This window comes from Rhodococcus pseudokoreensis, from assembly GCF_017068395.1.
Lineage (GTDB): Bacteria > Actinomycetota > Actinomycetes > Mycobacteriales > Mycobacteriaceae > Rhodococcus_F > Rhodococcus_F pseudokoreensis.
In genome coordinates this window covers 6,323,909-6,345,743 of the sequence record NZ_CP070619.1, presented here as the reverse complement: position 1 = coordinate 6,345,743, position 21,835 = coordinate 6,323,909, and the positions used below count along the sequence as shown (strand labels likewise).

Genomic DNA, 21,835 nt, shown 5'->3' with positions numbered 1-21,835 from the left:
CCGCGCCTACTTCAGCAGCCGCGACATCCGGCGGTCGGCGAGCACCTTGCCTCCGGTCTGACACGTCGCGCAGTACTGAAAAGACTTCTCCGCGAACGACACTTCCCGGACGGTGTCACCGCAGACGGGGCAGGGCAGGCCGGTCCGGGCGTGGACGCGCATCCCGGATCGCTTCTCCCCCTTCAGCCGCGCCGCGTCCTGACCGAGCGACCTCTCGACGGCGTCGGTGAGCACGGACCGCATCGCGCCATACAGCACGTGCACCTGGTCTTCCGGCAGGGTGCGCGACGTCGCGAAGGGGGAAATCTTTGCAGTGTGCAGGATTTCGTCGGAGTAGGCGTTACCGACGCCGGCGAGCAGCGACTGGTCGACGAGCCCATTCTTGATCCGCGCCGACGTGGTGGACAGCAGCGCCGCGAACTCGGGTTCGGTGACGGCGAGGGCGTCGGGCCCGAGCCGGGCTATCCCCTCCACCTCCCGAGGGTCGTGCACCAGCCACACCGCGAGCCGCTTCTTCGTGCCGGCCTCGGTCAGGTCGAACGCCGGCGTCGCCCCCTCCGGGGTGAAGAAGTGCACCCGCAGCGCCAGCGGTCCCTTCCCCGGTTTCGGCGGCGCCGCCGACGGATTGTCGGTCCAGCGCAACCAGCCCCCACGCGACAGGTGGGTGACGAGCCACAACCCGGAGCAGTCGAGTGCGAGGTGCTTGCCGAACCGGGCGGCACCCGTGACGTCGCGGCCCTGCAGGGCCGTGATCGGGGGGTCGAACGTCTTCAGCACGCTCAGGGCCGCCACGTCCACCCGGCCGACGACCGCTCCCACGGCGTGTTCACGCAGGAACTCGGCTAACGCCTCCACCTCGGGCAGCTCGGGCATGTCCCCAGGCTAACGGCATGTGAGCGAGAAAGTGTGCTCCTCCACACTTTCCCACTCACCTGCGGAGGAGGTAGGTGTCCATGATCCAGCCCTTGCGTTCGCGCAGTTCGGCGCGCACCCGCTGGATCTCGTCCTCGACGTCCCGGAGGCGACCGGAGATCAGCACCTCGTCGGGGGTGCCCAGGTAGGCGCCCCACCAGATCTGGACGTCGTCGCCGGGGACCTGCGTGAACGTGCAGTGGGCGTCGAGCATGACCACCGCGTTGTCGACGCCGTCGGGCAGACCCTCGGCGAGGCGGCGCCCGGTGGTGACGTGGACGGGTTCGCCGATCCGGTTGAGCACGATCCGATGCTGGGCGGCCAGCGACTGCACGCTGGTCACGCCCGGGATCACCGAGTAGTCGAACGACACGTTGCCGCGGGCGAGCACCCGCTCGACGATCCGCAGCGTGCTGTCGTACAGCGACGGGTCGCCCCATACGAGGATCGCCCCGACCCCCGGCTCCGACGCGAACTCGGCCTCGAACAGCGCCGCCCGGCGCTCGTGCCAGTCGTCGACGACACCCTCGTAGTCGGACGGCGTGCGGTTGCGCGGCGGATCGACGATGTCCACGACGCGGTACGGACCGGTGACGTGTTCCTCGAGGATGCCGGTGCGGAGATCGACGAGGTCCTGCTTCTCGTCGCCCTTACCGATGACGAAGAACACGTCCGCCTTGTTCATCGCCTTGATCGCCTGGACCGTCACCTGGTCGGGGTCGCCGGCGCCGATGCCGATCACAAAGAGTTCACGCATGCGGGCAGGCTAACGGTCGTGCGCCTTTCTGGTTGCTCCAGCTACCGGAAAGGCGCACGGGTGGCGGAGCCGCCTATGCTCGTACCGTGACATCTGTGCCGACCCCGTACGAAGACCTGCTCCGACTCGTCATGGACACAGGCACCCCGAAGGCCGACCGCACCGGGACCGGCACGAAGAGCGTCTTCGGTCATCAGATGCGCTGGAACCTCGCGGACGGGTTTCCGCTGATCACCACGAAGAAGGTGCACCTCAAGTCGATCGTCTACGAACTGCTGTGGTTCCTGCGCGGCGATTCCAACGTGAAGTGGCTCCAGGACAACGGCGTCACGATCTGGGACGAGTGGGCGGACGCGGACGGCGAACTGGGCCCGGTGTACGGCGTGCAGTGGCGCAGCTGGCCGACCCCGTCGGGCGAGCACATCGACCAGATCAGCCAGACCATCGAGACGCTGAAGTCGAACCCGGATTCGCGTCGCATCATCGTGTCGGCGTGGAACGTCGGCGACATCCCGCAGATGGCGCTGGCGCCGTGCCACGCGTTCTTCCAGTTCTACGTCGCGGACGGCAAGCTGTCGTGCCAGCTGTACCAGCGCAGCGCCGACATGTTCCTCGGCGTGCCGTTCAACATCGCGAGCTACGCGCTGCTCACCCACATGGTGGCGCAGCAGGCCGGGCTCGAACCGGGCGACTTCATCTGGACAGGTGGCGACTGCCACATCTACGACAACCACGTCGACCAGGTCACCGAGCAGTTGAGCCGGGAGCCGTTGCCGTATCCGACGCTGAAACTGAACCGGCGGGATTCGATCTTCGACTACACGTTCGAGGACGTGGAGATCGTCGACTACCGGCACCATCCGGCGATCAAGGCGCCGGTGGCCGTCTAGTGGCGGCCCGGCAGGTCAAGCTGGTCTGGGCGCAGGGTGCCGGCGGCGTCATCGGCCGCGACAACACGATCCCGTGGCACGTCCCCGAGGACATGGCGTACTTCAAGAAGGTGACGCAGGGCCACCCCGTGATCATGGGCCGCAGGACGTGGGACTCGCTGCCCCCACGATTCCGGCCCCTGCCGGGACGGCGCAACATCGTGATCAGCCGTCAGCCCGACTGGGCCGCGGAAGGAGCGGAGGCCGCCGACGGCATCGCCTCGGCGCTCGCGCTCGCCGACGAGGACGTCTGCGTCATCGGCGGCGGTCAGATCTACACGGCGGCAATGCCGTTCGCCACACAGCTGCTGGTCTCCGAGATCGACGTGACGATCGACGGCGACGCCTGGGCACCCCCGATCGACGAGTCCTGGCACCCGCAGGACACCGGCGAGTGGCTCACGTCGGCGAAGAACGGCACCCGGTACCGCTGGATCACCTACACCAAGCGCTGACCGGCCACCTGTTTGCCACCGCACCGTTACCCCATTCGACGGGTGACGGTGCGCGCAGTGGTTCATACTCACCTCATGGACAAGAAGTCACTGACCGCCCTTGCCCGTCAGCAACTGAAGTTGGCGGGCGGGACGTCCAGCGGCCGCAGTTCGCAGACCGTGTACGGCGGCCATCGGCGCAGCCTCAGGCAGACCGTCATCGCCCTGGCCGCGGGCCAGAAGATGGCCGAACACGAGAGCCCGGGCGAGGCCACCCTGTTCATTCTCAGCGGCAAACTGAACCTCGTGGCCGGCGAGGACTCGTGGAAGGGTTCCACCGGCGACCTGCTGGTCCTCCCGACGGACCGGCACAGCGTCGAGGCCATCGAGGACGTCGCGTTCCTGCTCACCGTCGCCATGTGACGGTCGTGCGCGATCGGTTCGCCGATTCTGTTCGGAGTCTGAACCCGGCCTATTTCGCGATCGTCATGGCCAGCGGCATCATCTCGGTGGGTATGAAACTGAGCGGCTTCGACGTGCTCTCGGTTCTGCTGCTGATCGTCTGCGGCACGGCGTACGTGACGCTGGTGGTCCTCACGGTCTGGCGGATCGTGGCGTACCGCGGTGAGGTCGTCGGCGACCTGACCGACGCGAGCCGCGGATTCGGTTTCTTCACGTTCATCGCCGGGACCGACGTGTTCGGTGTGCGCCTTGCGATGGACGGCCATTACGCCGCCACCGCGGTGCTGCTCACCGTCGCCGGGCTGACCTGGATCGTGCTCGGTTACGTCGTCCCGTGGACCGCCGTCCTGGGCACGTCGGAACGTCCGGTGGTGGCGCGGGCCAACGGAACCTGGTTCATCTGGGTGGTCGCCGCCCAATCGGTGGCTGTGGCCGCCGCGACCCTCGAACCGGTCTACGACAGCGCCCGCCGGTTCCTGGCCGTGGTCGCCGTCTTCTCCTGGTCGATCGGGGTGTGCCTGTACGGCGCGGCGGGGATCTTCGTCGCCGCACGGATGTTGCTGTATCCGCTGCGGCCGCAGGACCTCACCGCGCCGTTCTGGGTGTCGATGGGTGCGTGTGCGATCACCGTCCTCGCCGGCGCCCGCATCGTCGAGATGGAGGACGCGCCGATGGTGAACGCCACGCGTGGGCTCATCGGCGGATTCGCGGTGGTGTTCTGGGCGTTCGCGACCTGGCTGATCCCGGTCCTGGTGGCCGCCGGATGGTGGCGCCACATCACCAACAAGGTGCCGCTGCGCTACGACGCCGCCGTGTGGAGCATCGTCTTCCCCCTCGGCATGTACGCGGTCGCCGGCATCTACCTGGGCCGGGCGGACCACCTTCCGCTCGTGGGTATGGTCGGTAGTGCCGAACTGTGGTGTGCATTCACCGTGTGGTGCGTGACGTTCGTCGTCATGGTGGTGCATCTCCTCCGGTCGGCGGTGCAGGTCGGACCGGCAACAGCGGAGACGCAGGAGAGCGCATGACGGAAACCCCGCCCGTGATCGAGGTATCGGTGGCTGCGGCGCCGTCGGTCGTGTGGCCTGCGCTGCGCGACCCGCAGTTGCTGCGGCGCTGGCACGGCTGGGATATCGAGGGCCTGGACGACGAGATCAGGGAAATCTACTTCGGCGACGACGTGACGGAGGACTCCGAGACCTTCACCCTCGCCCTGGGCGGCGCCGACCGGTTCAGCCTCCACGAGCACGACGGCACCACGCTGGTGCGGATCACCCGGCCGCCCCGGGACGCCGATCCCGCCGCGGACGACTGGTACGACGACGTCACCGAGGGCTGGACGACGTTCCTGCAGTTCCTCAAGTTCGGCATCGAACGGCACGGACTCGACGAGCGTCGCACGCTGTTCCTCGAAGGCCCGGTCTCGGACGGAGATTCGGCGCGGCACCTGCTCGGCCTCGACAAGATCGCGGGCATGAAGGTGGGCGATCACTTCACGGCGGTCGCGGAGACGGGCGATCTGCTGCACGGGGTGGTGTGTTTCGTCGGCGAGCACCAGACCGCGGTGAGCGTCGACGACCTCGGCCCCGGACTGCTGCAGTTCGGCGAGCAGCCCGTCAACACCGCACGCCCGAACGGCGGCGCGCAGATCCTGCTCGCGGCCTACGACCTGGACGACGAGGAGTGGGCCGAACTCGAACAGCGCTGGACGGAGTGGTGGCAGGCCCGGCCGGGCGCCGAACCTGCCACCTGAGTTCTCGACAGGTCAGGCGAGCACGGTGCCCAGGGTCGGCCACCAGATCGTGCTCTTGACGACGTTCGGCCCCACCTGGTGGTTCAGCGAGCCGTACACGGCCGCGACGACCAGGCCGCTGCCGAGTCCGGCGACCGGGGCCGTGGACACGACCGTGGGAACCGCGACGTTGTTCTGGTCCAGCTTGACGATGCCGCTGGCACCGGTGGCGAAGCTGTAGTACACGACGTCGAGTTCGGCGCCGGCCTGGTCGTTGGCGATGACGCCCGGTCCGCCGAAGAAGCCGAAGCGGAACTGGTTGCTCATGTTGGTCGCCACACCCGCGCCGTACAGCTGTCCGAGGACGGGACCGCCCTGGCCGGTGTCGGAGTACGCGGGGACCTGGAAGATCTGGCCCGGCAGGGCGATGTTCGTCGCCGCCGTGTCGGTCGGGGATGCGGCAAGTCGCTCGATGGCGGCCTCGGCCTCGGGGTTTCCGGCGGCCACGGTGCGCAGCTTCGCGATCGCGGTCGCCGGGTCGACGACGGAAGCGGAATCTGCGGGCTGCGCCGACACGACACCGGTGAACATCATCGTCGCTGCCACTGCTGCGGTCAGACCTGCCGCGACCCGTCGTGCGAAGTGCCGTCGATTCATTCTTCTTCTCCCTCGTCGCGTCAATGGGTAAGCATTAGTTCGGATGAGTAAACACTCGAGCACTTATCGACGCCGTGGTTGGCGGTGTTACGTCTCCCCCAGACCTATGCTGCTGACATGGGAGCGGATGGTGGGCACGAGGCGAGGATCAGCGAGTTCCGGGAGGGGCTCGCCGACGTGATCCCCACTCGTCGGAGTCTGCAGCGCCTGTTCGAGGCGGTCCTGGTCGTGGGGTCGGGGCTCGAGCTGGATTCCACCCTGCAGCGCATCGTCAATTCGGCCACGTCCCTGCTCGGCGCCCGCTACGGCGCACTCGGTGTTCACGCACCGGACGGCGGGCTCTCGGAGTTCGTCTACGAGGGCATCACGCCGGAAGAGCGTGCGCGCATGGGCCACCTGCCCGAGGGCCGCGGACTGCTGGGACTGCTGGTCCACGACCCCCGCCCGGTGCGCCTCTCCAACCTGGCCGATCATCCGGGGTCGCTCGGCTTCCCGCCCAACCATCCACCGATGAAGAGCTTCCTGGGCATGCCGATCATGATGCGGGGCAATGTTTTCGGGAGCATCTACCTGACCGAGAAACTCAGCGGACCCGAGTTCACCGACGAGGACGAGGTCATTCTGCGCGCGCTCGCCACTTCGGCCGGCGTGGCCGTGGAGAACGCCCGGCTGTTCGAGGAATCGCGGACGCGGGAGCGGTGGTTGACGGCCGTCGCGGCGATCACCTCCCGGCTGATGGTCGGCGGATCACTCGACGAAACGCTGCACACCCTCGCCGCAGAGGTACGCGAACTGTCCAGCGGTGACGAGGTCTTCATCGTCGTCACGCTCGGCGAGGGCGCGGTGGTCGGGGCGGACACCGCGGTGCGGCCGCTGCGCGCCACCTTCCGAACCGCCACCCAGGCCGAGCCGTTCGCCGAAGTGCTGCGCTCCCGCACCCCCGCACTGCTGACGGGCATCGACGGTCTCGCACCGTTCTCCACCGAGGCGGGCCGCGCCGCGGTGCTGCCACTGTCGACGGCGTCGGGGGTCGGCGGGGTTCTGGTGGTCACCGCGCGGGGCACCGCTCCGTGGGATCCGGACGAGGTGGCCCGACTCGAATCGGTGGCCGACCTCGCCGCCGTCGCGGTGGAGTTCGCCGACCAGCAGAGCAAGCAACGCCTGCTGTCGGTGCTCGCCGACCGCGACCGGATCGCGCGTGACCTGCACGACAACGTGATTCAGCGATTGTTCGCCACCGGCATGAGCCTGCAGAGCACTCACGCGGTCGGGGACGTTCCGGACGGCGTGCGCTCCATCGTGGCCACCGCGGTCGAGCAACTCGATCGGACGGTGCGCGAGATCCGCACCACAATCTTCGATCTGCAGGCCACCGGCATCGCGTCGGCGACCAGTCTGCGCCGCCGCCTGCTCGACGTGATCGGCGACCTCACCTCGCATTCGCCGGTCGCGCCGAACGTCCAGTTCACCGGCGCCATCGACACTCTCGTGCCGAGCCGCATCCACCCGCACGCGGAGGCGGTGTTGCGTGAGGCCCTGAGCAATGCGCTGCGGCACGCGCGGGCCACCACCATCGACATCTCGGTGGCCGCCGGGGACGACCTCGTCGTCACCGTCGCGGACGACGGCATCGGAATCGCGGACGGCGCCCGGCGCAGCGGACTGGACAACCTCGATCGGCGCGCCGAGCACTGCGGCGGCACCTGCACCGTCGATTCCGGCGGTGGAGGGACCGTCGTCACCTGGCGGGTCCCGTTGACGTGACGGAACTTTCAGTGCTGTTTGCGTAACTCGGTGGCCAGCACCGCCGCCTGCGTGCGCCGCTGCATCCCCAGTTTGGACAACAGCCGCGACACATAGTTCTTGATCGTCTTCTCGGCGAGGAAGAGCCGCTCGGCGATCTCCCGGTTGGTGAGCCCCTCGCCGATCAAGTCGAACACGGCACGTTCCTGCTCGGACAGTTGCACCAGCGGGTCGTCCCTCCGGGCCGACCTGATCCGGTTCATCAGCGCCGACGTCGCCCTGCTGTCGAGCAGCGAACCGCCCTCCCCCACCGTCCGCACGGCCGCCACCAGGTCGGTGCCGAGGATCTGCTTGAGGACGAATCCGGACGCCCCGGCCATGATGGCGTCGAACAGCGCCTCGTCGTCGGAGTACGACGTCAGCATCAGGCACCGCAGTTCGGGCAGCGCGGCACGCAGGTCCCGGCACAGTTCGACACCGTTGCCGTCCGGCAACCGGACGTCGAGCACGGCGACGTCGGCGCCGCTGCCCGGGACCCGCGCCATCGCCTCACCGACCGACGCGGCCTCCCCGACCACCTCGAGGTCGGGCGCGCTGCCCAGTAGATCGACCAAGCCTCGTCGCACGATCTCGTGGTCGTCGACCAGGAACACCCGCGTGGTCATGTGTGCACCTCCAAGCGACTGAAAGTTCGCGCTAGCTCTCCGGCCGGACGATCATCACCGGGCAGTCCGCGGTGTGGAGCAACGCGTTGCTGGTGGAGCCCAGCAGCATTCCCGTGAAACCACCGCGGCCGCGGCTGCCCACGACGATCAGTTGCGCTTTCTCGGCGAATTCGCTGAGCACCCGCACCGGGCGGTCGCGCGCGACGACGCGTTCGACCGTCACGTCCGGATACCGCTCCTGGTACCCGGCGAGACGCTCCGAGAGCACCACTTCCTCGCCCGTCTGGATGCTGCTCCACAGCGGGTCGTCCGGGCTGGCGCCGAGCGACGGCTGCACACTCACATCGCTCCACACGTTGACCGCGACCAGGCTCGCACCCCGCGCGGCGGCCTGCTCGAACGCCACTTCCAACGCGGCCCTGCTGCTTTCCGAACCGTCGACACCGACCACGATCGGTCCCTCGGTCGGCGGCTGCCCGTCCATGGTGCGCCCCCGCACGACCACCAGCGGGCAGTGGCCGTGCGCGGCGACCGCGGACGTCGTGGAACCGATCAGCAGGCCGGTGAACTCGCCGTGCCCGCGCGAGCCGAGCACCACCATGTGCGCGTTCGCGGACAGTTCGATGAGGGTCTGACTCACCTTGGCCTCGAACTGTTCGGTGGTGATGTCGAGCGGCTCGTCCACCGTCTGCTTGGCGTGCACCCGCGCACTGCCCAGCCGGGCCTTCGCCGTGTCCTCGAGTTCTTCCTTGAAGCTCTCGGCGAGATACGGCTCGGTGTAATAGAAGGCAGGAATGTGGACCACTGTCACGATGTGCAGCGGGAGCGACAGTGCGGCGGCGGCCCGAGCGGCCCACGCCACGGCGGCCGACGCCGACTCGGATCCGTCCACACCCACGACGATCGGCTTGATTCCGGTCATGGTCACCTTTCCTGATTCTTCCGGCTGTGCACTGCTGAGGTGTGCGGCGCTACCCGCAGATCTTGCGGAGCTTCTCGACCAACGCGACACGTCCCGCACGATCCGCGGCGAGCGGTGTGACGGTGAGCGTGGTGACCCCGGATTCGGCGAACGCGGCCACCCGCTCCGCGACGTAGCTCTCCGGACCGATCAGCGACACGGCCCGCACCAGGTCGTCCGGCACCGCGGCGGCTGCCTCGTCCTTCTTGCCCGACAGGTAGAGGTCCTGGATGGTCTCGGCTTCCTTCTCGTAGCCGTACCGGACCGCGAGGTCGTTGTAGAAGTTCTTGCCCTTTGCGCCCATGCCGCCGATGTAGAGGGCGAGACCGGGGCGGACCCAGTCGAGCATGTGGTCGACGTCGTCGCCGATGGCGAGGGCGGGCGACGCGAAGACCTGCAGGTCGCCGAGGCTCGGGTCGCGCTTCGCCTTGCCCTTGGCCAGCGGCTCGCCCCACACGCTCGCGGCCTTCTCCGGGTGGTAGAAGATGGGTTCCCAGCCTTCGGCGATCTCGGCGGTCAACTCCACGTTCTTCGGTCCGAGCGAGGCGATGACGATCGGGATGCGATCACGCACAGGGTGGTTGATGATCTTCAGCGGCTTGCCCAGTCCGGTGCCCTTCTCGGCAGGCAGCGGAATCTGGTAGTACTTGCCCTGGAACTCGACCTTCTCGCGGCGCCACACCTTGCGGCAGATCTCGACGACCTCGCGGGTGCGGCCGAGCGGGGCGTCGTATTTGACGCCGTGGAAACCCTCGATCACCTGCGGGCCGGACGCGCCGAGCCCCATCACGAAACGTCCGTCCGACACGAAGTCGAGGCCGGCGGCGGTCATCGCCGTCAGGCTCGGCGTGCGGGTGTAGATCTGGAAGATGCCCGAAGCGAGTTCCAGGGTGGTGGTCTTGGCGGCGAGGTAGCCGATCTGGCTCACCGCGTCGAACGAGTAGGCCTCGGGCACGAACGCGATGTCGAGCCCGGCTTTCTCCAGGTCGGCGACCTCGTCGACCGTCTCGGCGAAACCGCCGCTGTAGTTCAAGCCCATACCTATGCGCACGTCGTTCCCCAATCCTGGCGTTACCTGCAACCTGTTCCTGCTTCGATCCAGAACACTACTGCGCGTAATCGCCTCAGGGGCGTGCAGGCCTCACGACGACTACCGGGCACTGTGCCCCGCCGACCAGGCTGTTGCTGGTCGAACCGAGCAGCATCCCCTTGAATCCTCCGCGCCCCCGGCTGCCGACGACCAGCAGTTGCGCCTTCTTCGACCAGTCGAGCAACCGTGCCCGCGGGTTGTCGATGTACACCTCGCGGGTGACCCGCACGTCGGGGTATTTCTCCTGCCAGCCGGCGAGGCTTTCGGCGAGGACGGCGCGTTCGTCCTCCTCGAGTCCCTGCGGAACCAGGGCCGCGGCCCGCGGATCCTCGAACGCCTTCGATCCGAGGTCGCTCCACACGTGGACGGCCACCAGCGGAGCATTCCGCATCGACGCCTCCTGGAAGGCCACCGAGATCGCCCGTTCGCTGGTGGCGCTGCCGTCGACACCGACCACGACGGGCCCGCCTGCGTGGGCGTCTCCGCGGACCACGACGACCGGGCAGTGTGCGTGGCTGGTGACGTTGATGGCCGTGTTCCCGAGCAGCGCGGTGGCCGCCGCCCCGGACCCGGACGCGCCGACCACCACGATCCGGGCGTTCTCGGACAGGTCGACGAGCCACTGGGCGCTGCTCCCGATCGACAGTTCGGTGCAGACCTCGATGATCGGATTGACCGCGAATGCCTGCTCCTGCGCCTCGGCGAGAATCGCCTTGCCGCTCGCCTCGACCCACTCGTACACGCCGCCCGAATCCATGTACGGGCCGCCGAACCCGTACGGGGCGAAGTCGAGCGCGTGGATGATCTTCAGGTTCAGTCCACGTTCGGTGGCGAGTTCGGCAGCCATCCGGACAGCGGACTTCGAGCTGTCCGATCCGTCGACACCGACGACGACGCTGTTGCGGTCCCGTGTGCTCATGGCTTCACACTATCCCCGGCCTGCTTTTCGCGTCTGCCGCCCTTCACGTTTCGACATGGGACTTAAGTCCCCACCGATTTGGGCTCTCCGGCCGTAGCCGCAGCGGCCGGATTGCGCGATGATTAGAAGTGGATTCGTGTGCCTAGATCGAATACGACTGCGCCACTGCCTCTTTCGAACGATCCGACCCCGCGCGATGTCCGTCACAAATTTGGTATCCGAGATGAGAATTAAAGTACGTTCGGGTCATGCAACTCACACAGTTCACCGACCTCGGACTGCGGGTGGTCATGCGACTGGCCGTGGCCGGGGACGGCGAACGGCCGGGTAGCCGGGCGATCGCCGAGGAACTGTCGGTGTCGTACACCCACGCCGCCAAGGTGATCACCCGACTCGGCGAACTCGGCATCGTCGACGCACGCCGCGGACGTGCCGGCGGCCTGGCCATCACCGAACTCGGGCGTACCGCGTCCGTCGGCTGGCTCGCCCGCCGACTCGAAGGCGACGGGGAGGTCGTCGACTGCGACGGCGCCCAGCCGTGCCCGCTGCGATCGGGGTGCCTGCTGCGGTCGGCGCTCCGGCGCGCGCAGAACGCGTTCTTCGAATCGCTGGACGGCCTCACCGTCGAAGACCTCACCCGGACGCCCACCGGAACCGTGCTGCTCGCTCTCCCGCGGGTGGCCGCCACTACTTCCCAGATTTCTCGAACGATCGGAGAATGACATGCTCTCGCCCACCTCGACGGACGTCATCCGCGCCACCCTGCCCGTGGTCGGCGCCGCGATCTCGGACATCACGACGCTGTTCTACCGCAGGATGTTCGACGCCCATCCCGAACTCGAACGAGACCTGTTCAACCGCGGGAACCAGAAGCAGGGCGAACAGCAGAAGGCGCTCGCCGGCGCCATCGCCGCATTCGCCGCTCTCCAACTCGAGCCCGATCAGGCGCGCGTCGACCTCATCCTGTCGCGGATCGCCAACAAGCACGCGTCGCTGGGGATCGAACCGTCGCAGTACGCGATCGTGCACACGCACCTGTTCGCGGCCATCGTCGAGGTCCTCGGCGACGCCGTCACTCCCGAGGTCGCGGCCGCCTGGGACGAGGTGTACTGGCTGATGGCGGAGACCCTGATCGCGATGGAGGCCGGCCTGTACGCGTCGGCGGGTGTGGCCGCCGGTGACGTGTGGCGCGACGTGCGGGTCCGCGAGCGCAGGCACGAGTCCGCGGACACGGTGTCATTCGTGCTCACCTCCGTCGACGGCGCACCGCTTCCGTCGTTCGCTCCGGGGCAGTACCTCTCCGTCGCCGTTCGCCTGCCGGACGGCGCACGCCAGATCCGCCAGTACAGCCTGTCCTCGGCCCCGTCGCGCGGCGACTGGAGGATCTCGGTGAAACTTGCCGGTGAGGTGTCGAACTTCCTGTACCACAACGTCTTCGAAGAGGATGTCCTGACGGTGTCGACGCCGTTCGGCGATCTCGTCCTGCAGGACGACGACGCACCGCTGCTCCTGGTGTCCGCGGGCATCGGGTGCACCCCGATGATCGGGATGCTCAGCCACCTCGCCGACACCGACGACAGCCGCCCGATCTCGGTGCTCCACGCCGACCGGTCCGCCAGCAGTCACGCGCACCGCGCGGAGCTCACCGAACTGGTGGAACGTCTGCCGTTCGCGGTGATGCACCGCTGGTACGAGGACCTGGGCACCCGACGTCCCGGGGGCGGCCTGCGGGAGGGACGGGCCGACCTCGGTGAGGTCACGATCGCGCCCGGCACCCGCGCCTACCTGTGCGGCCCGCTGCCGTTCATGCTCGGAATACGCGAAGCGCTCCTCGCCAAGGACGTGCCCGCCGAGAACATCCACTACGAGGTGTTCGGACCCGACAGCTGGTCGGCCACCGTGTGAGAGCGGGCGCGGCGCCGTTCACACCGGCCAGGTGTGGACGGGGCCGCCCTCACGCATGTTCTCCACGTACTGACGCAACATCGCGGCCAGGGCTTCCCGGCGGCTCAGCCCAGCGTTCTCGTGCCGGACCACCTGCGCACGCTGCCACGACGCCCCCGTCTGCCGGGTGACGCACCGGCCTTCGATGACGCTGAGGTACCGGTCACGGGCCTTCGCCGACAACCCGAACGCGGCGAGCCCGTCGTCGGCGATCGGCAGCAGCCGCCGCAGGACGAGTTCGTCGGCGCCCGCGAACCCGACACCGGGCCAGTACAACTCGGCGTCCATCCCGAACTTCGCGCCGGCGTGCAGGTTCTCCTCGGCCGCGTTGAACGACATCCGCGACCAGACCGGCCGATCCGATTCGACGAGCCCGCGCAGCGCGCCGTAGTAGAACGCGGCGTTCGCCATCGTGTCGAGCACCGTCGGGCCCGCGGGCAGCACCCGGTTCTCGATCCGCAGGTGCGGCTTGCCGTCGTCGCTGTCGTAGACGGGGCGGTTCCACCGGTAGATGGTGCCGTTGTGCATCTGCAGTTCGTTGAGGTCCGGCACCCGGCCCGCGTCGAGTTCGGCCGACGGGTCGACGTCGGACACCTCCGGCAGCAGCGCCGGGAAGTACCGGGAGTTCTCCTCGAACAGGTCGAACACCGACGTGATCCACCGCTCGCCGAACCACACGCGGGGTCGCACCCCCTGGTTCTTCAACTCCAGGGGACGCGTGTCGGTGGCCTGCGCGAAGATCGGGATGCGGGACTCGTGCCACAACGCCTTACCCGCCATGAACGGCGCGTTCGCCGCGAGCGCCACCTGGGCACCGGCCAGGCACTGCGCGGCGTTCCAGTGGGCGGCGAATTCGTCCGGCGCGACGCGCAGATGCAATTGCAGAGACGTGCACGCAGCCTCCGGGAGCACCGAATTGGCGTCGACCTTCAGCTTTTCGGCGGCCCGCCCCTCGAGCGGCACGCCCTCGAGGTCGAGTTCGATGTCCTCCCCGCGCGCGGCGAAGATCTGGTCGTTGAGCTGCTCGTAGCGGGGGTTCGCGGTGATCCACTCGCGGCCGAGATGCTCGAGTTCCAGTGTGGGCAGCATGCCGACCATCACCAGCTGGGCGTCGTGCCCGTGGATCCGGGCGTCGGCGACGTGCAGCGACGCCCGCAGGGTCCGCTCGAGCTCGAACGTCCCCTCACCGTTCAGCGGACCCGGGCGGACGTTCATCTCGACGTTGAACTGGCCGAGCTCGGTCTGGAACACGGCGTCGTCGTCGATCGACTCGAGGACCGCGAGATTCGACATCGCGGGCGTCATGTCGGCGTGGACGAGATTGAACTCGATCTCCATGCCCAGCATGGGCCGCGGCGGGTCGACGTCGTCGGCGAACGCTCCCTCCCGCAGCATCCGCTCGAGCGCGTCGACGCACATGAGCACCTTCTGCCGGAACAGGCGCCGGTCTTCTCGGGTGAATGTCCGAGACGTCACTTCGCGACCCATACCACTCCCCAACTGCGCGTCGAACTGCGCTCACGGGGGAGCATATCCGTTCAGCCCGCGCGAATGAGGGATGGCGGGCTAACCTCGAACCAGACGCTGGTGAGCGGAAGGACCGGAGATGACGCCTGATACCGACTCCAAGAAGAAACCAGAGTTCTCCGTGGGCACACGCGTGAAAACGCGGCACTCGGCCGATCACGAACTGGCCGAGAAGAAGTGGCCCCTGGAGGCCGGCGTCATCGTGGACGATTTCGCCGGCGTCCAGGACATCAGCAACGATTCGTACGGCCGGGACTGGGCCGTGTCACGCCGCTGGGCGATCGCCCTCGACAGCGGACCACTCGTGTTCCGCAACGACGACGATCTCGAGCCCGAGTAGGCCCTTACGCGTTGGCGCCCGCGTTGCCCCAGGTGACGGACACGCCGCGCTCCTGCAGCCAGCGCCCGGGATCGATCTTGTTTCCGCTCGCGTCGTGCACCTCGAAGTGCAGGTGCGGTCCGGTGGACTGGCCGCGGTTGCCGACGTGGGCGATTTCCTGCCCTGCGGTGACGCGCTGCCCCACGCTCACGGTGTAGTCGTTGACGTGTCCGTAGACGGTGACGGTGCCGTCGTCGTGCAGCAGACGCACCCACAGTCCGAAGCCGGACGCCGCACCGGCGTCGATGACCTGGCCGTCGGCGGCCGCGAGAACCGAGGTGCCGATGGGCGCGGCGATGTCGATGCCGCCGTGGTGGGCTCCCCATCGGGAACCGAAATCGGAGGTCAGCTTGCCCGACACCGGCTGAACCGTGTGGGGTTTGACCGGGTTGACGGAGGACAGCCACTGCTGAGCCTGGGCGCCGAGGTCCGGACCGCCGAGATTCTGGGCGGCGGTGCCGAGGTCTGCGGGCAGTTCGAATCCGGCGGGGAGGACTCCGGCCGGGATCTCGAACGGCAGACCCGGCAGGGTCTGTGCGCCGCTCGTCTCGTGTGAGTCGACGGGCGCCGCGGCGGCGTTTCCGGCGCCCAGCTGGGCTGCACCGACCACGATGGCTCCGGTGGCGGCCGCGACAGTCGCGGCCTTGATGCCCACACCCGCTCCGGCCTGCTGGTTGCGATGGCGCCCGCGCGCCGCGTCCGGATCGATCTCGAAGCGAATGGAAGACCCGCTCGCCCGGTGGTGGGAACCCACAGTTAATACCTCGTCAGTCGTCGGATTGCAGCTCTCCCCATCCGGGGTGGGCTCCTCTGTCTGGCGACGAATGTAACAAAACGATATAGGCCCGCGCCACCGTTACCGAACGTTTATGTTCGGCGCTCCTCGAGTTCCGCCTTGAAGGCGGCATAACGAGCGCGGTGCGGGGCACGCCGGCGAATCACCGCCCACGCGATCCCGAGCACGATGAACCATACCGGGGTGACGAGGAGCGCCTCGAGGGTGTCGTCCTCCTGCGTCAGCGCCCAGATGAGGAAGACGAAGAAGGCCAGGACAACCCAGCACATCACGACCCCGCCGGGCATCTTGAACTTCGACGCCTCGTGCAGTTCGGGGCGGCGCTTCCGGTACACGATGTAACTGGCCAGGATCATCGTCCACACGAAGATGAACAGCACCGATGAGATTGTCGTCACAGTCGTGAATGCCTCGATGACCGAGTCGCCGGAGAACAGCAGCGCGATCGCCGACAGCAGGAAGGCACACGAGAACATCAGCGCGTTGGCCGGAACCTTGCGGGAACTGAGCCTGCCGAGCCCGGCCGGTGCGTCACCCTCCTGCGCGAGGCCGTAGACCATCCGGGACGTCGAATAGATCCCCGAGTTGGCCGAGGACGCCGCAGACGTCAGCACCACGAACTGGATGACTCCCGCCGCGATCCCCAGACCGGCGAGCGTGAACATCGCCGTGAAGGGGCTCACCCCGGGGACGACCTCACGCCACGGTGTGACCGAGATGATCACGATCAGCGACACCACATAGAACAGCAGGATGCGGATCGGGATGGAGTTGATGGCCTTCGGCAGGTTCTTCTCCGGATCCTTCGCCTCGGCCGCCGTGGTGCCGACGAGTTCGATACCGACGAACGCGAACACCGCGATCTGGAATCCGGCCACGAAGCCCATCGCGCCGGTCGGGAACATGCCGCCGTCGTTCCACAGGTTGTCGAATCCGGCCTCCGAGCCGTTCGGCGACGTGAAGTGGGTGAACACCATCACGAGTCCGACGACGATGAGGCTGAGGATGGCGATGATCTTGATCAGCGCGAACCAGAACTCGGTCTCGCCGAACGCCCGCACCGTCGGCAGATTCAGCAGCAGAAGCGCCGCGATGGCGACCAGCGCCGGGATCCACAGCTGGAGGTCGGGCCACCAGTACCGCACGTAACCGGAGATCGCGATGATGTCGGCGATACCGGTGACGATCCAGCAGAACCAGTACGTCCACCCCGTGAAGAACCCGGCCCAGGGTCCGAGCAGGTCGGCCGTGAAGTCGGAGAACGACTTGTAGTGCAGGTTGGAGAGCAGCAGTTCCCCCATCGCCCGCATCACGAAGAACAGCATGAAGCCGATGATCATGTAGACGAAGATCACCGACGGTCCGGCCAGCGAGATCGTCTTCCCGGACCCCATGAACAGGCCCGTACCGATTGCTCCGCCGATCGCGATCAGCTGGATGTGCCGGTTGGCGAGCTGCCGGGAGAGATGTGGTTCGCCCCCCGCTCCCGTCCCCGGGTCGCCGCCCGATCCGATCGAGTCCGTCGAGGAAGTGCGGTCAGCCATGGAACACCTGCAACCCTTCTCAGTCCTTGCTGTCACCGTCCGAAAGCGTGGGTCACGTTACGCCGGGGACTTGACAGAGGCCGAGTAGCTAAGGCTAACCTCAGTTTGTTACTTCGAGGCGAGGAGCCTGCACATGATCGAGGACCTGATCGAGATCGCGTACGCCCAGGGCGCTGTCACCTGCGTGGCTCAGGCCGCCGGCGGCGTCGACGAGTACGAACTCGCTCGGGTCGATTCGGTCGCGTCCAGCGTCACGGTCACGGTGCGGGCCGACGGCAAATTCGCGAAGGCCACAAGCGTCGAGGGATACCTCAGCCTCGGCCAGGTCGTCCGGGCCTGCGGACTCGACTACCGGCACGCCACCTCCAGCGCCCGCCAGTACATCCACTGATCGACTCAGGTGCTCAACCCAGGTGCTCCCCGAAGAAGCCGTCGATCCTCGTCCACGCATCGGCGGCGGCTTCCGGGTCGGGCACCATCCCCGTGACCTTCATCAGGGGACGCATCACCTTCGGCCCGGCCAGTGCGTCGTTCAGGAACGTATGGCCGGATCTCGGATACTCCTTCACGTCGTGGACCACACCGGCCCGGGTCAGCGCCGACTCCAACTTGGCTGCCGCCTTCGGCAGGGCGAAGTCCTTCCCGCCGTAACTGGCGACCACCGGGCACGCTCCCGCCACCGCCGCGTCCAGGTCACGCGGCAGGACCCCGTAGTTCGGGGCCGCCGCGTCGAACCCGGTGCGCAGCGTCATCAGAGCGAACCCTCCGCCCATGCAGAACCCGATGACCCCGATCTTCCCCGTGCAGTCCGAAGACCCGGACAGCCACTGACGTGCCGCCTCGATGTCCCCGTACGCCCGGCCCTTCCCCGAGAGCATCGCCCGCATCGTCGACACCAGGCAGCGTCGCGCACCGCCCGCACTGAACAGATCCGGCGCCAGAGTCAGAAACCCCGCCGACGCCAGCCTGTCCGCCTGACGCCGCATCACGTCGTCCAAGCCGAACGCCTCGTGCACCATCACCACCCCCGGCCACGGACCCTCCCCCGACGGCCTCGCCAGATAGCCGTGCAAGTTCAGCGAACCGTCGTGCCGCGCAGCGAGGTCGGTCAAGTCGATCTCGGACATGTGCGTCTCCCGTTCCGTCGTCACTTCCAGAACATCTGCGACAACCATGCCCTCCCCATCGCGAGCGCACCACCATTCCCGCTACACTCACCTCGGTGTGCGCCCCGCGCGTGCACCGCGCCTTCGTAGCTCAGGGGATAGAGCAACCCTCTCCTAAAGGGTAGGTCGCAGGTTCGAATCCTGCCGAGGGCACCACGCTCGCTCAGGTCCGGCAGAATTGCCGATCCAAGTCCGGAGCGAATGCAGACGTCAGCCCGCGCTGTCAATCGTCGCCGTCATCGGGGAGTCTCTCCCACTCCCGAGTCTCGTCAGGATCCTCCCGCCTGCGGGGTCGGCAACCTCGGCATCAGGCACACCCTGCCCCCCGGCGAGGGGGCGTGCGCGCCGACCGAGCCGAGGACGAGGACCAGCTTCCCGTCTACGACGTGTGTCGAGGAGACCTCGACGCAGAACTGTTCGGCTACGAAAATGCCGCCATCACAGCACCGTCAGATGACGGCTCAGCCCGCGATCGCCGGACTCATGAAGCCGTCGTCTTGGCGGGCCGGTTGCTGCCGAAGAGTTTTCGCGCCTGGTATCGCACCAGCCCGAATCCCACGTCGATGACGTAGAAACGCGCGGTCACGAGGAATTCCTGAAACTTGTTGCGGTTGACCGCATAGTTCAGGGAACGGACGAGTTCGGTATCGGTTTCGCCGAGTTCCGCCAGCCGCTCGAGGTTCTCGCGAGCGAACAGCTCACCGCCCTCCCCGGCGGCGTTCAGGTACATGCGGCGGACCGCCCTCGACGGGATCTCCCGGGGCAGGCTCGTGCACTGTCCGGACGCACCCACGATATGGAGCCCGATCATCGTCCGCAGGCACTTCTCGCATCTGCCACAGTTGTATTTGCTCGCCAGATTGAACCAGCACACCCGTAGGTGATTCATGGCGACCGCGGACTCCTTGATGCGGGCCAGTTTGGCAACACGGTCCGCTTCGATGCCGTCGTGCACGATCTCCACATCACTGCTCGACCACAGTGGATCGAGGTCGGGATGCGTCCCGAGCGGGGCGAGCCGCGATTCGTCGTCGGACGCCGGAATGTAGACCTTGCGCAGGTGAGGGGCCAACAGTAGCGAAACGTGGGCGAGGAAGGCGCCGTGTGCCTGACTCTGCCAGTGCGGTCCGTGCTTGGCGTGGAGCAGGCGAACGTTGGATCGGACCTCGATCAGTTCTTTTCCGAGTTCGGCCGCCATCGTTCGGGCCCGATCGACCGCCTCCTCCCACAGCACGTGGTTGTCGAGGCTGATATCCAGTCCGTGGATGATGATCAGGTGCGTGATCTCATCGAGATTCTTCAGTGCGGTGTAGAAGGAATCCACGCCGCCGGAGAAGAAGCACCCGACCCCTCTACGGTCCTGCTCCGCCGGGCTGGGTGCCACGGTCTCGGCCTGCGTGGAGGTGCGCTGAAGCATCTCGGGGAACCAGTCGAGGAGCACGTCTTGGGCAGCCAGGCTGCCCTTCAACGCGGTGTGGTCGACGGCCGGGGTGATTGCGAGCTGCAACCCTTTCCGCATCGCTGTCACACGAAGCGTGGGCAGCCACGGGGTGCCGGTGACGTCGACGGCCACGTCGGATTCGGTCCACACGGTGAACGATTCGCCGTCGATCACCAGTTCCGCAGTCGAGCGGTACGTGTCGTCAACCGACACCGAAGCCTTCAGTTCCATTGCCGCACCTCAATATCGGTATGCATTCGCGTTCCTCGTTCAGCTCTGTGTGACTCTCGCAAGTTACCGCACCGTGTCGTCGTCGGCCGAGCAAGCATCGGTGTGGGCCCGAGGACGAAGGAAGCCGGCGTCACCGAGCACCGGGCCCCGCAGCGGCGCCCACCTGCCTGACCAAGTCCCGAATCTCCTGCGCGACGAGATGGGGTTCCACCAGCGGTATGTAGTGATTACGGTTCTCCGAATAGACGTGCCGTCCGGACGGGGAGAGTTCCGCGGTTCGGCGGTGCGCGGCGCCGAGGAAATCGCGAGCGCGATCCTTCTCGGGTGGGATCCTGTTCGACGAAATCGTGGTGAGTGAGACGTCGGGTATGTGGGGGCCACTGTCGTGAAGTGCAGTGAAACTTTCGCGGAAGGCTCGCCACTCGGCCCACGCCGCGCGGACGGAGTTCATCGTCGATCCTTCGTCGATCGCTTCCTGCAGCGCCGCACCCTGCAAGAAGCGGTAGTACGACTTCCCCAGCAGCGGGCGAAGAAGTTTCAACCGCGCCAGAATCACCTGCGAACCGTACAGCACCGAAGCACCCCGCATGGCTGCCATCATCCGCTCGGGTTTGCAGATCTCCGACACTTCGTCGACGAGAGCGACGGCCTTGATCGTGCCCGGTCGACGGTTCGCCGCCACGCGTACCACCGGGCCGCCGTAACTGTGTCCCACAACGACGCAGGGGCGGTCGACGGTGGCGTCGAGGACGGCCAGATGGTCGTCGAGTATCCGATCGAAATCGCGTCCGGTCTCGTCCGGGTCGCTGAGTCCGTGCCCCGCGCGGTCGTACACGATGGTGTGTGCAAACTCGGCAACCAGCGGTTGAACAAGCGACCAGGTCGATCGACTCTTCCCCATCCCAGCCTCGAAGAACACCGACACCGATCCATCTCCGGCAGTGCAGTAATGCAACCGACGATCGGCGATCAGAACAAAATCGGACTTACTTTCAACAGGCATGGTGGAGCGGCCCTTCGGTCTGGCGCCGTGCGGCAGCGACGTGTTACGCCTCGAAATACACCGCTACGCGCCTAATTTCCTGCTCGGTGGTCTCTCGGAAGTTGGCACAGTTACTGATTCGAACTGATTCACCATACCGAGCATCGAAAATCGACGTGCCATCCCCATCGTCCTCGATGACAGCCGGACGGGGACGCGTGCGGGAATTCATGGACCTGCAGTACCCGAGGTCGGTTACCAGACGATCTCACGAACTTGATTGTCGGACTACCCCTTCGAAATCGGACTCGGACCGTCAGGTCGATACACTGCGCCCACCTGACCACCCTCGAACGCGTAACTGCGCGAGCGCGGGGTTGGTTTGCAGGTACGCGACATCGCTCCTCAAAACCATTGCCGTAATTGCCAACCCGTGGACCCAGTGGTCGACATAGCCTGTACCGTGCGCGGCGACTGTCCGATTCGCGCCGGAGCTCGATCTGCCTGAACACATCCGTGCGGCGTTACTGTGCGGGTCACGTTCGGGAAGATCGATCCGGTACG

Annotated in this window: 23 protein-coding genes and 1 tRNA gene; 11 read left to right on the top strand and 13 right to left on the bottom strand. The window is 67.0% G+C overall.

Annotation, left to right across the window (positions count from 1 at the left end; all coding sequences use genetic code 11):
• Window positions 1-6 precede the first annotated feature (6 nt).
• Together JWS13_RS34140 and cobF are read right to left on the bottom strand one after the other, a co-directional pair.
• A complete protein-coding gene (locus JWS13_RS34140) occupies window positions 7-873 on the bottom strand; it encodes an Fpg/Nei family DNA glycosylase (RefSeq protein WP_206009858.1) in 867 nt (288 codons plus the stop codon).
• A gap of 55 nt (window positions 874-928) precedes the next feature.
• Complete coding sequence (gene cobF, locus JWS13_RS34135; RefSeq protein WP_124394924.1) at window positions 929-1,669, bottom strand: precorrin-6A synthase (deacetylating); 741 nt, start codon at window positions 1,667-1,669, stop codon at window positions 929-931.
• An 86-nt stretch (window positions 1,670-1,755) separates the two neighbouring features.
• On the opposite strand from cobF, the gene JWS13_RS34130 reads away from it, so the two are divergent.
• The 5 genes from JWS13_RS34130 to JWS13_RS34110 all read left to right on the top strand — a co-directional run bounded on the left by JWS13_RS34130 (window position 1,756) and on the right by JWS13_RS34110 (window position 5,247).
• Window positions 1,756-2,559, top strand: a complete 804-nt coding sequence (locus JWS13_RS34130) for a thymidylate synthase (protein WP_087559049.1) — start codon at window positions 1,756-1,758, stop codon at window positions 2,557-2,559.
• Window positions 2,559-3,053, top strand: a complete 495-nt coding sequence (locus JWS13_RS34125; protein WP_206009857.1) for a dihydrofolate reductase — start codon at window positions 2,559-2,561, stop codon at window positions 3,051-3,053. The genes JWS13_RS34130 and JWS13_RS34125 overlap by 1 nt, the downstream gene beginning before the upstream one ends.
• 75 nt (window positions 3,054-3,128) lie before the next feature.
• On the top strand, window positions 3,129-3,455 hold the full coding sequence (locus JWS13_RS34120; RefSeq protein WP_087559051.1) for a cupin domain-containing protein: 327 nt from the start codon (window positions 3,129-3,131) through the stop codon (window positions 3,453-3,455).
• Window positions 3,452-4,522 (top strand): tellurite resistance/C4-dicarboxylate transporter family protein, encoded by a 1,071-nt coding sequence (locus JWS13_RS34115; protein ID WP_206009856.1) that lies wholly within the window; start codon window positions 3,452-3,454, stop codon window positions 4,520-4,522. The genes JWS13_RS34120 and JWS13_RS34115 overlap by 4 nt, the downstream gene beginning before the upstream one ends.
• The gene (locus JWS13_RS34110) at window positions 4,519-5,247 is read left to right on the top strand and encodes an SRPBCC family protein (protein ID WP_206009855.1); all 729 of its coding nucleotides are present in this window, start codon (window positions 4,519-4,521) and stop codon (window positions 5,245-5,247) included. The genes JWS13_RS34115 and JWS13_RS34110 overlap by 4 nt, the downstream gene beginning before the upstream one ends.
• Window positions 5,248-5,259: 12 nt before the next feature.
• Here JWS13_RS34110 and JWS13_RS34105 read toward each other — a convergent pair whose 3' ends face one another.
• Window positions 5,260-5,883: a Tat pathway signal protein gene (locus JWS13_RS34105; protein ID WP_124394920.1), complete on the bottom strand. Its 624-nt coding sequence runs from the start codon at window positions 5,881-5,883 to the stop codon at window positions 5,260-5,262.
• Window positions 5,884-6,000: 117 nt separating this feature from the next.
• On the opposite strand from JWS13_RS34105, the gene JWS13_RS34100 reads away from it, so the two are divergent.
• The gene (locus tag JWS13_RS34100; RefSeq protein ID WP_206009854.1) at window positions 6,001-7,647 is read left to right on the top strand and encodes a sensor histidine kinase; all 1,647 of its coding nucleotides are present in this window, start codon (window positions 6,001-6,003) and stop codon (window positions 7,645-7,647) included.
• Between the two features lie 8 nt (window positions 7,648-7,655).
• Here JWS13_RS34100 and JWS13_RS34095 read toward each other — a convergent pair whose 3' ends face one another.
• The 4 genes from JWS13_RS34095 to JWS13_RS34080 all read right to left on the bottom strand — a co-directional run bounded on the left by JWS13_RS34095 (window position 7,656) and on the right by JWS13_RS34080 (window position 11,261).
• Window positions 7,656-8,291, bottom strand: coding sequence for a response regulator transcription factor (locus JWS13_RS34095; protein WP_206009853.1), 636 nt, complete (start codon window positions 8,289-8,291; stop codon window positions 7,656-7,658).
• 31 nt (window positions 8,292-8,322) lie between these two features.
• Window positions 8,323-9,213, bottom strand: coding sequence for a universal stress protein (locus JWS13_RS34090; RefSeq protein ID WP_206009852.1), 891 nt, complete (start codon window positions 9,211-9,213; stop codon window positions 8,323-8,325).
• 49 nt (window positions 9,214-9,262) lie between these two features.
• Window positions 9,263-10,303, bottom strand: a complete 1,041-nt coding sequence (locus JWS13_RS34085) for an LLM class F420-dependent oxidoreductase (RefSeq protein WP_012689174.1) — start codon at window positions 10,301-10,303, stop codon at window positions 9,263-9,265.
• 73 nt (window positions 10,304-10,376) lie between these two features.
• The gene (locus JWS13_RS34080) at window positions 10,377-11,261 is read right to left on the bottom strand and encodes a universal stress protein (RefSeq protein WP_124394916.1); all 885 of its coding nucleotides are present in this window, start codon (window positions 11,259-11,261) and stop codon (window positions 10,377-10,379) included.
• Window positions 11,262-11,509: 248 nt separating this feature from the next.
• On the opposite strand from JWS13_RS34080, the gene JWS13_RS34075 reads away from it, so the two are divergent.
• Both JWS13_RS34075 and JWS13_RS34070 read left to right on the top strand, forming a co-directional pair.
• Window positions 11,510-11,983 carry an RrF2 family transcriptional regulator gene (locus JWS13_RS34075; RefSeq protein ID WP_206009851.1) on the top strand — a complete coding sequence of 158 codons (474 nt, stop codon included), beginning with the start codon at window positions 11,510-11,512 and terminating at the stop codon, window positions 11,981-11,983.
• 1 nt (window position 11,984) lies between these two features.
• Window positions 11,985-13,166 (top strand): globin domain-containing protein, encoded by a 1,182-nt coding sequence (locus JWS13_RS34070; protein WP_206009850.1) that lies wholly within the window; start codon window positions 11,985-11,987, stop codon window positions 13,164-13,166.
• Window positions 13,167-13,184: 18 nt separating this feature from the next.
• Here the strand turns inward: JWS13_RS34070 and JWS13_RS34065 are convergent, their stop codons facing one another.
• Window positions 13,185-14,693: a glutamate-cysteine ligase family protein gene (locus JWS13_RS34065; protein WP_206009849.1), complete on the bottom strand. Its 1,509-nt coding sequence runs from the start codon at window positions 14,691-14,693 to the stop codon at window positions 13,185-13,187.
• Between the two features lie 118 nt (window positions 14,694-14,811).
• Between JWS13_RS34065 and JWS13_RS34060 the strand changes: the two genes are divergently transcribed.
• Window positions 14,812-15,072: a hypothetical protein gene (locus tag JWS13_RS34060; protein WP_005251602.1), complete on the top strand. Its 261-nt coding sequence runs from the start codon at window positions 14,812-14,814 to the stop codon at window positions 15,070-15,072.
• A gap of 4 nt (window positions 15,073-15,076) precedes the next feature.
• Here JWS13_RS34060 and JWS13_RS34055 read toward each other — a convergent pair whose 3' ends face one another.
• Complete coding sequence (locus tag JWS13_RS34055; protein ID WP_206009848.1) at window positions 15,077-15,865, bottom strand: M23 family metallopeptidase; 789 nt, start codon at window positions 15,863-15,865, stop codon at window positions 15,077-15,079.
• Window positions 15,866-15,978: 113 nt separating this feature from the next.
• The gene (cycA, locus tag JWS13_RS34050) at window positions 15,979-17,451 is read right to left on the bottom strand and encodes a D-serine/D-alanine/glycine transporter (RefSeq protein ID WP_206009847.1); all 1,473 of its coding nucleotides are present in this window, start codon (window positions 17,449-17,451) and stop codon (window positions 15,979-15,981) included.
• Window positions 17,452-17,584: 133 nt separating this feature from the next.
• Between cycA and JWS13_RS34045 the strand changes: the two genes are divergently transcribed.
• Window positions 17,585-17,842: a hypothetical protein gene (locus tag JWS13_RS34045; RefSeq protein WP_206009846.1), complete on the top strand. Its 258-nt coding sequence runs from the start codon at window positions 17,585-17,587 to the stop codon at window positions 17,840-17,842.
• A 13-nt stretch (window positions 17,843-17,855) separates the two neighbouring features.
• Here JWS13_RS34045 and JWS13_RS34040 read toward each other — a convergent pair whose 3' ends face one another.
• The gene (locus tag JWS13_RS34040; protein WP_206009845.1) at window positions 17,856-18,626 is read right to left on the bottom strand and encodes a dienelactone hydrolase family protein; all 771 of its coding nucleotides are present in this window, start codon (window positions 18,624-18,626) and stop codon (window positions 17,856-17,858) included.
• A 71-nt stretch (window positions 18,627-18,697) separates the two neighbouring features.
• On the opposite strand from JWS13_RS34040, the gene JWS13_RS34035 reads away from it, so the two are divergent.
• Window positions 18,698-18,773 (top strand) — tRNA-Arg (locus JWS13_RS34035).
• 325 nt (window positions 18,774-19,098) lie between these two features.
• Here the strand turns inward: JWS13_RS34035 and JWS13_RS34030 are convergent.
• Together JWS13_RS34030 and JWS13_RS34025 are read right to left on the bottom strand one after the other, a co-directional pair.
• Entirely contained in the window at window positions 19,099-20,289 is a 1,191-nt protein-coding gene (locus tag JWS13_RS34030) for an adenine nucleotide alpha hydrolase family protein (RefSeq protein WP_206009844.1), read from the bottom strand.
• A 130-nt stretch (window positions 20,290-20,419) separates the two neighbouring features.
• Window positions 20,420-21,190, bottom strand: coding sequence for an alpha/beta fold hydrolase (locus JWS13_RS34025; protein ID WP_241032447.1), 771 nt, complete (start codon window positions 21,188-21,190; stop codon window positions 20,420-20,422).
• Window positions 21,191-21,835 lie beyond the last annotated feature (645 nt).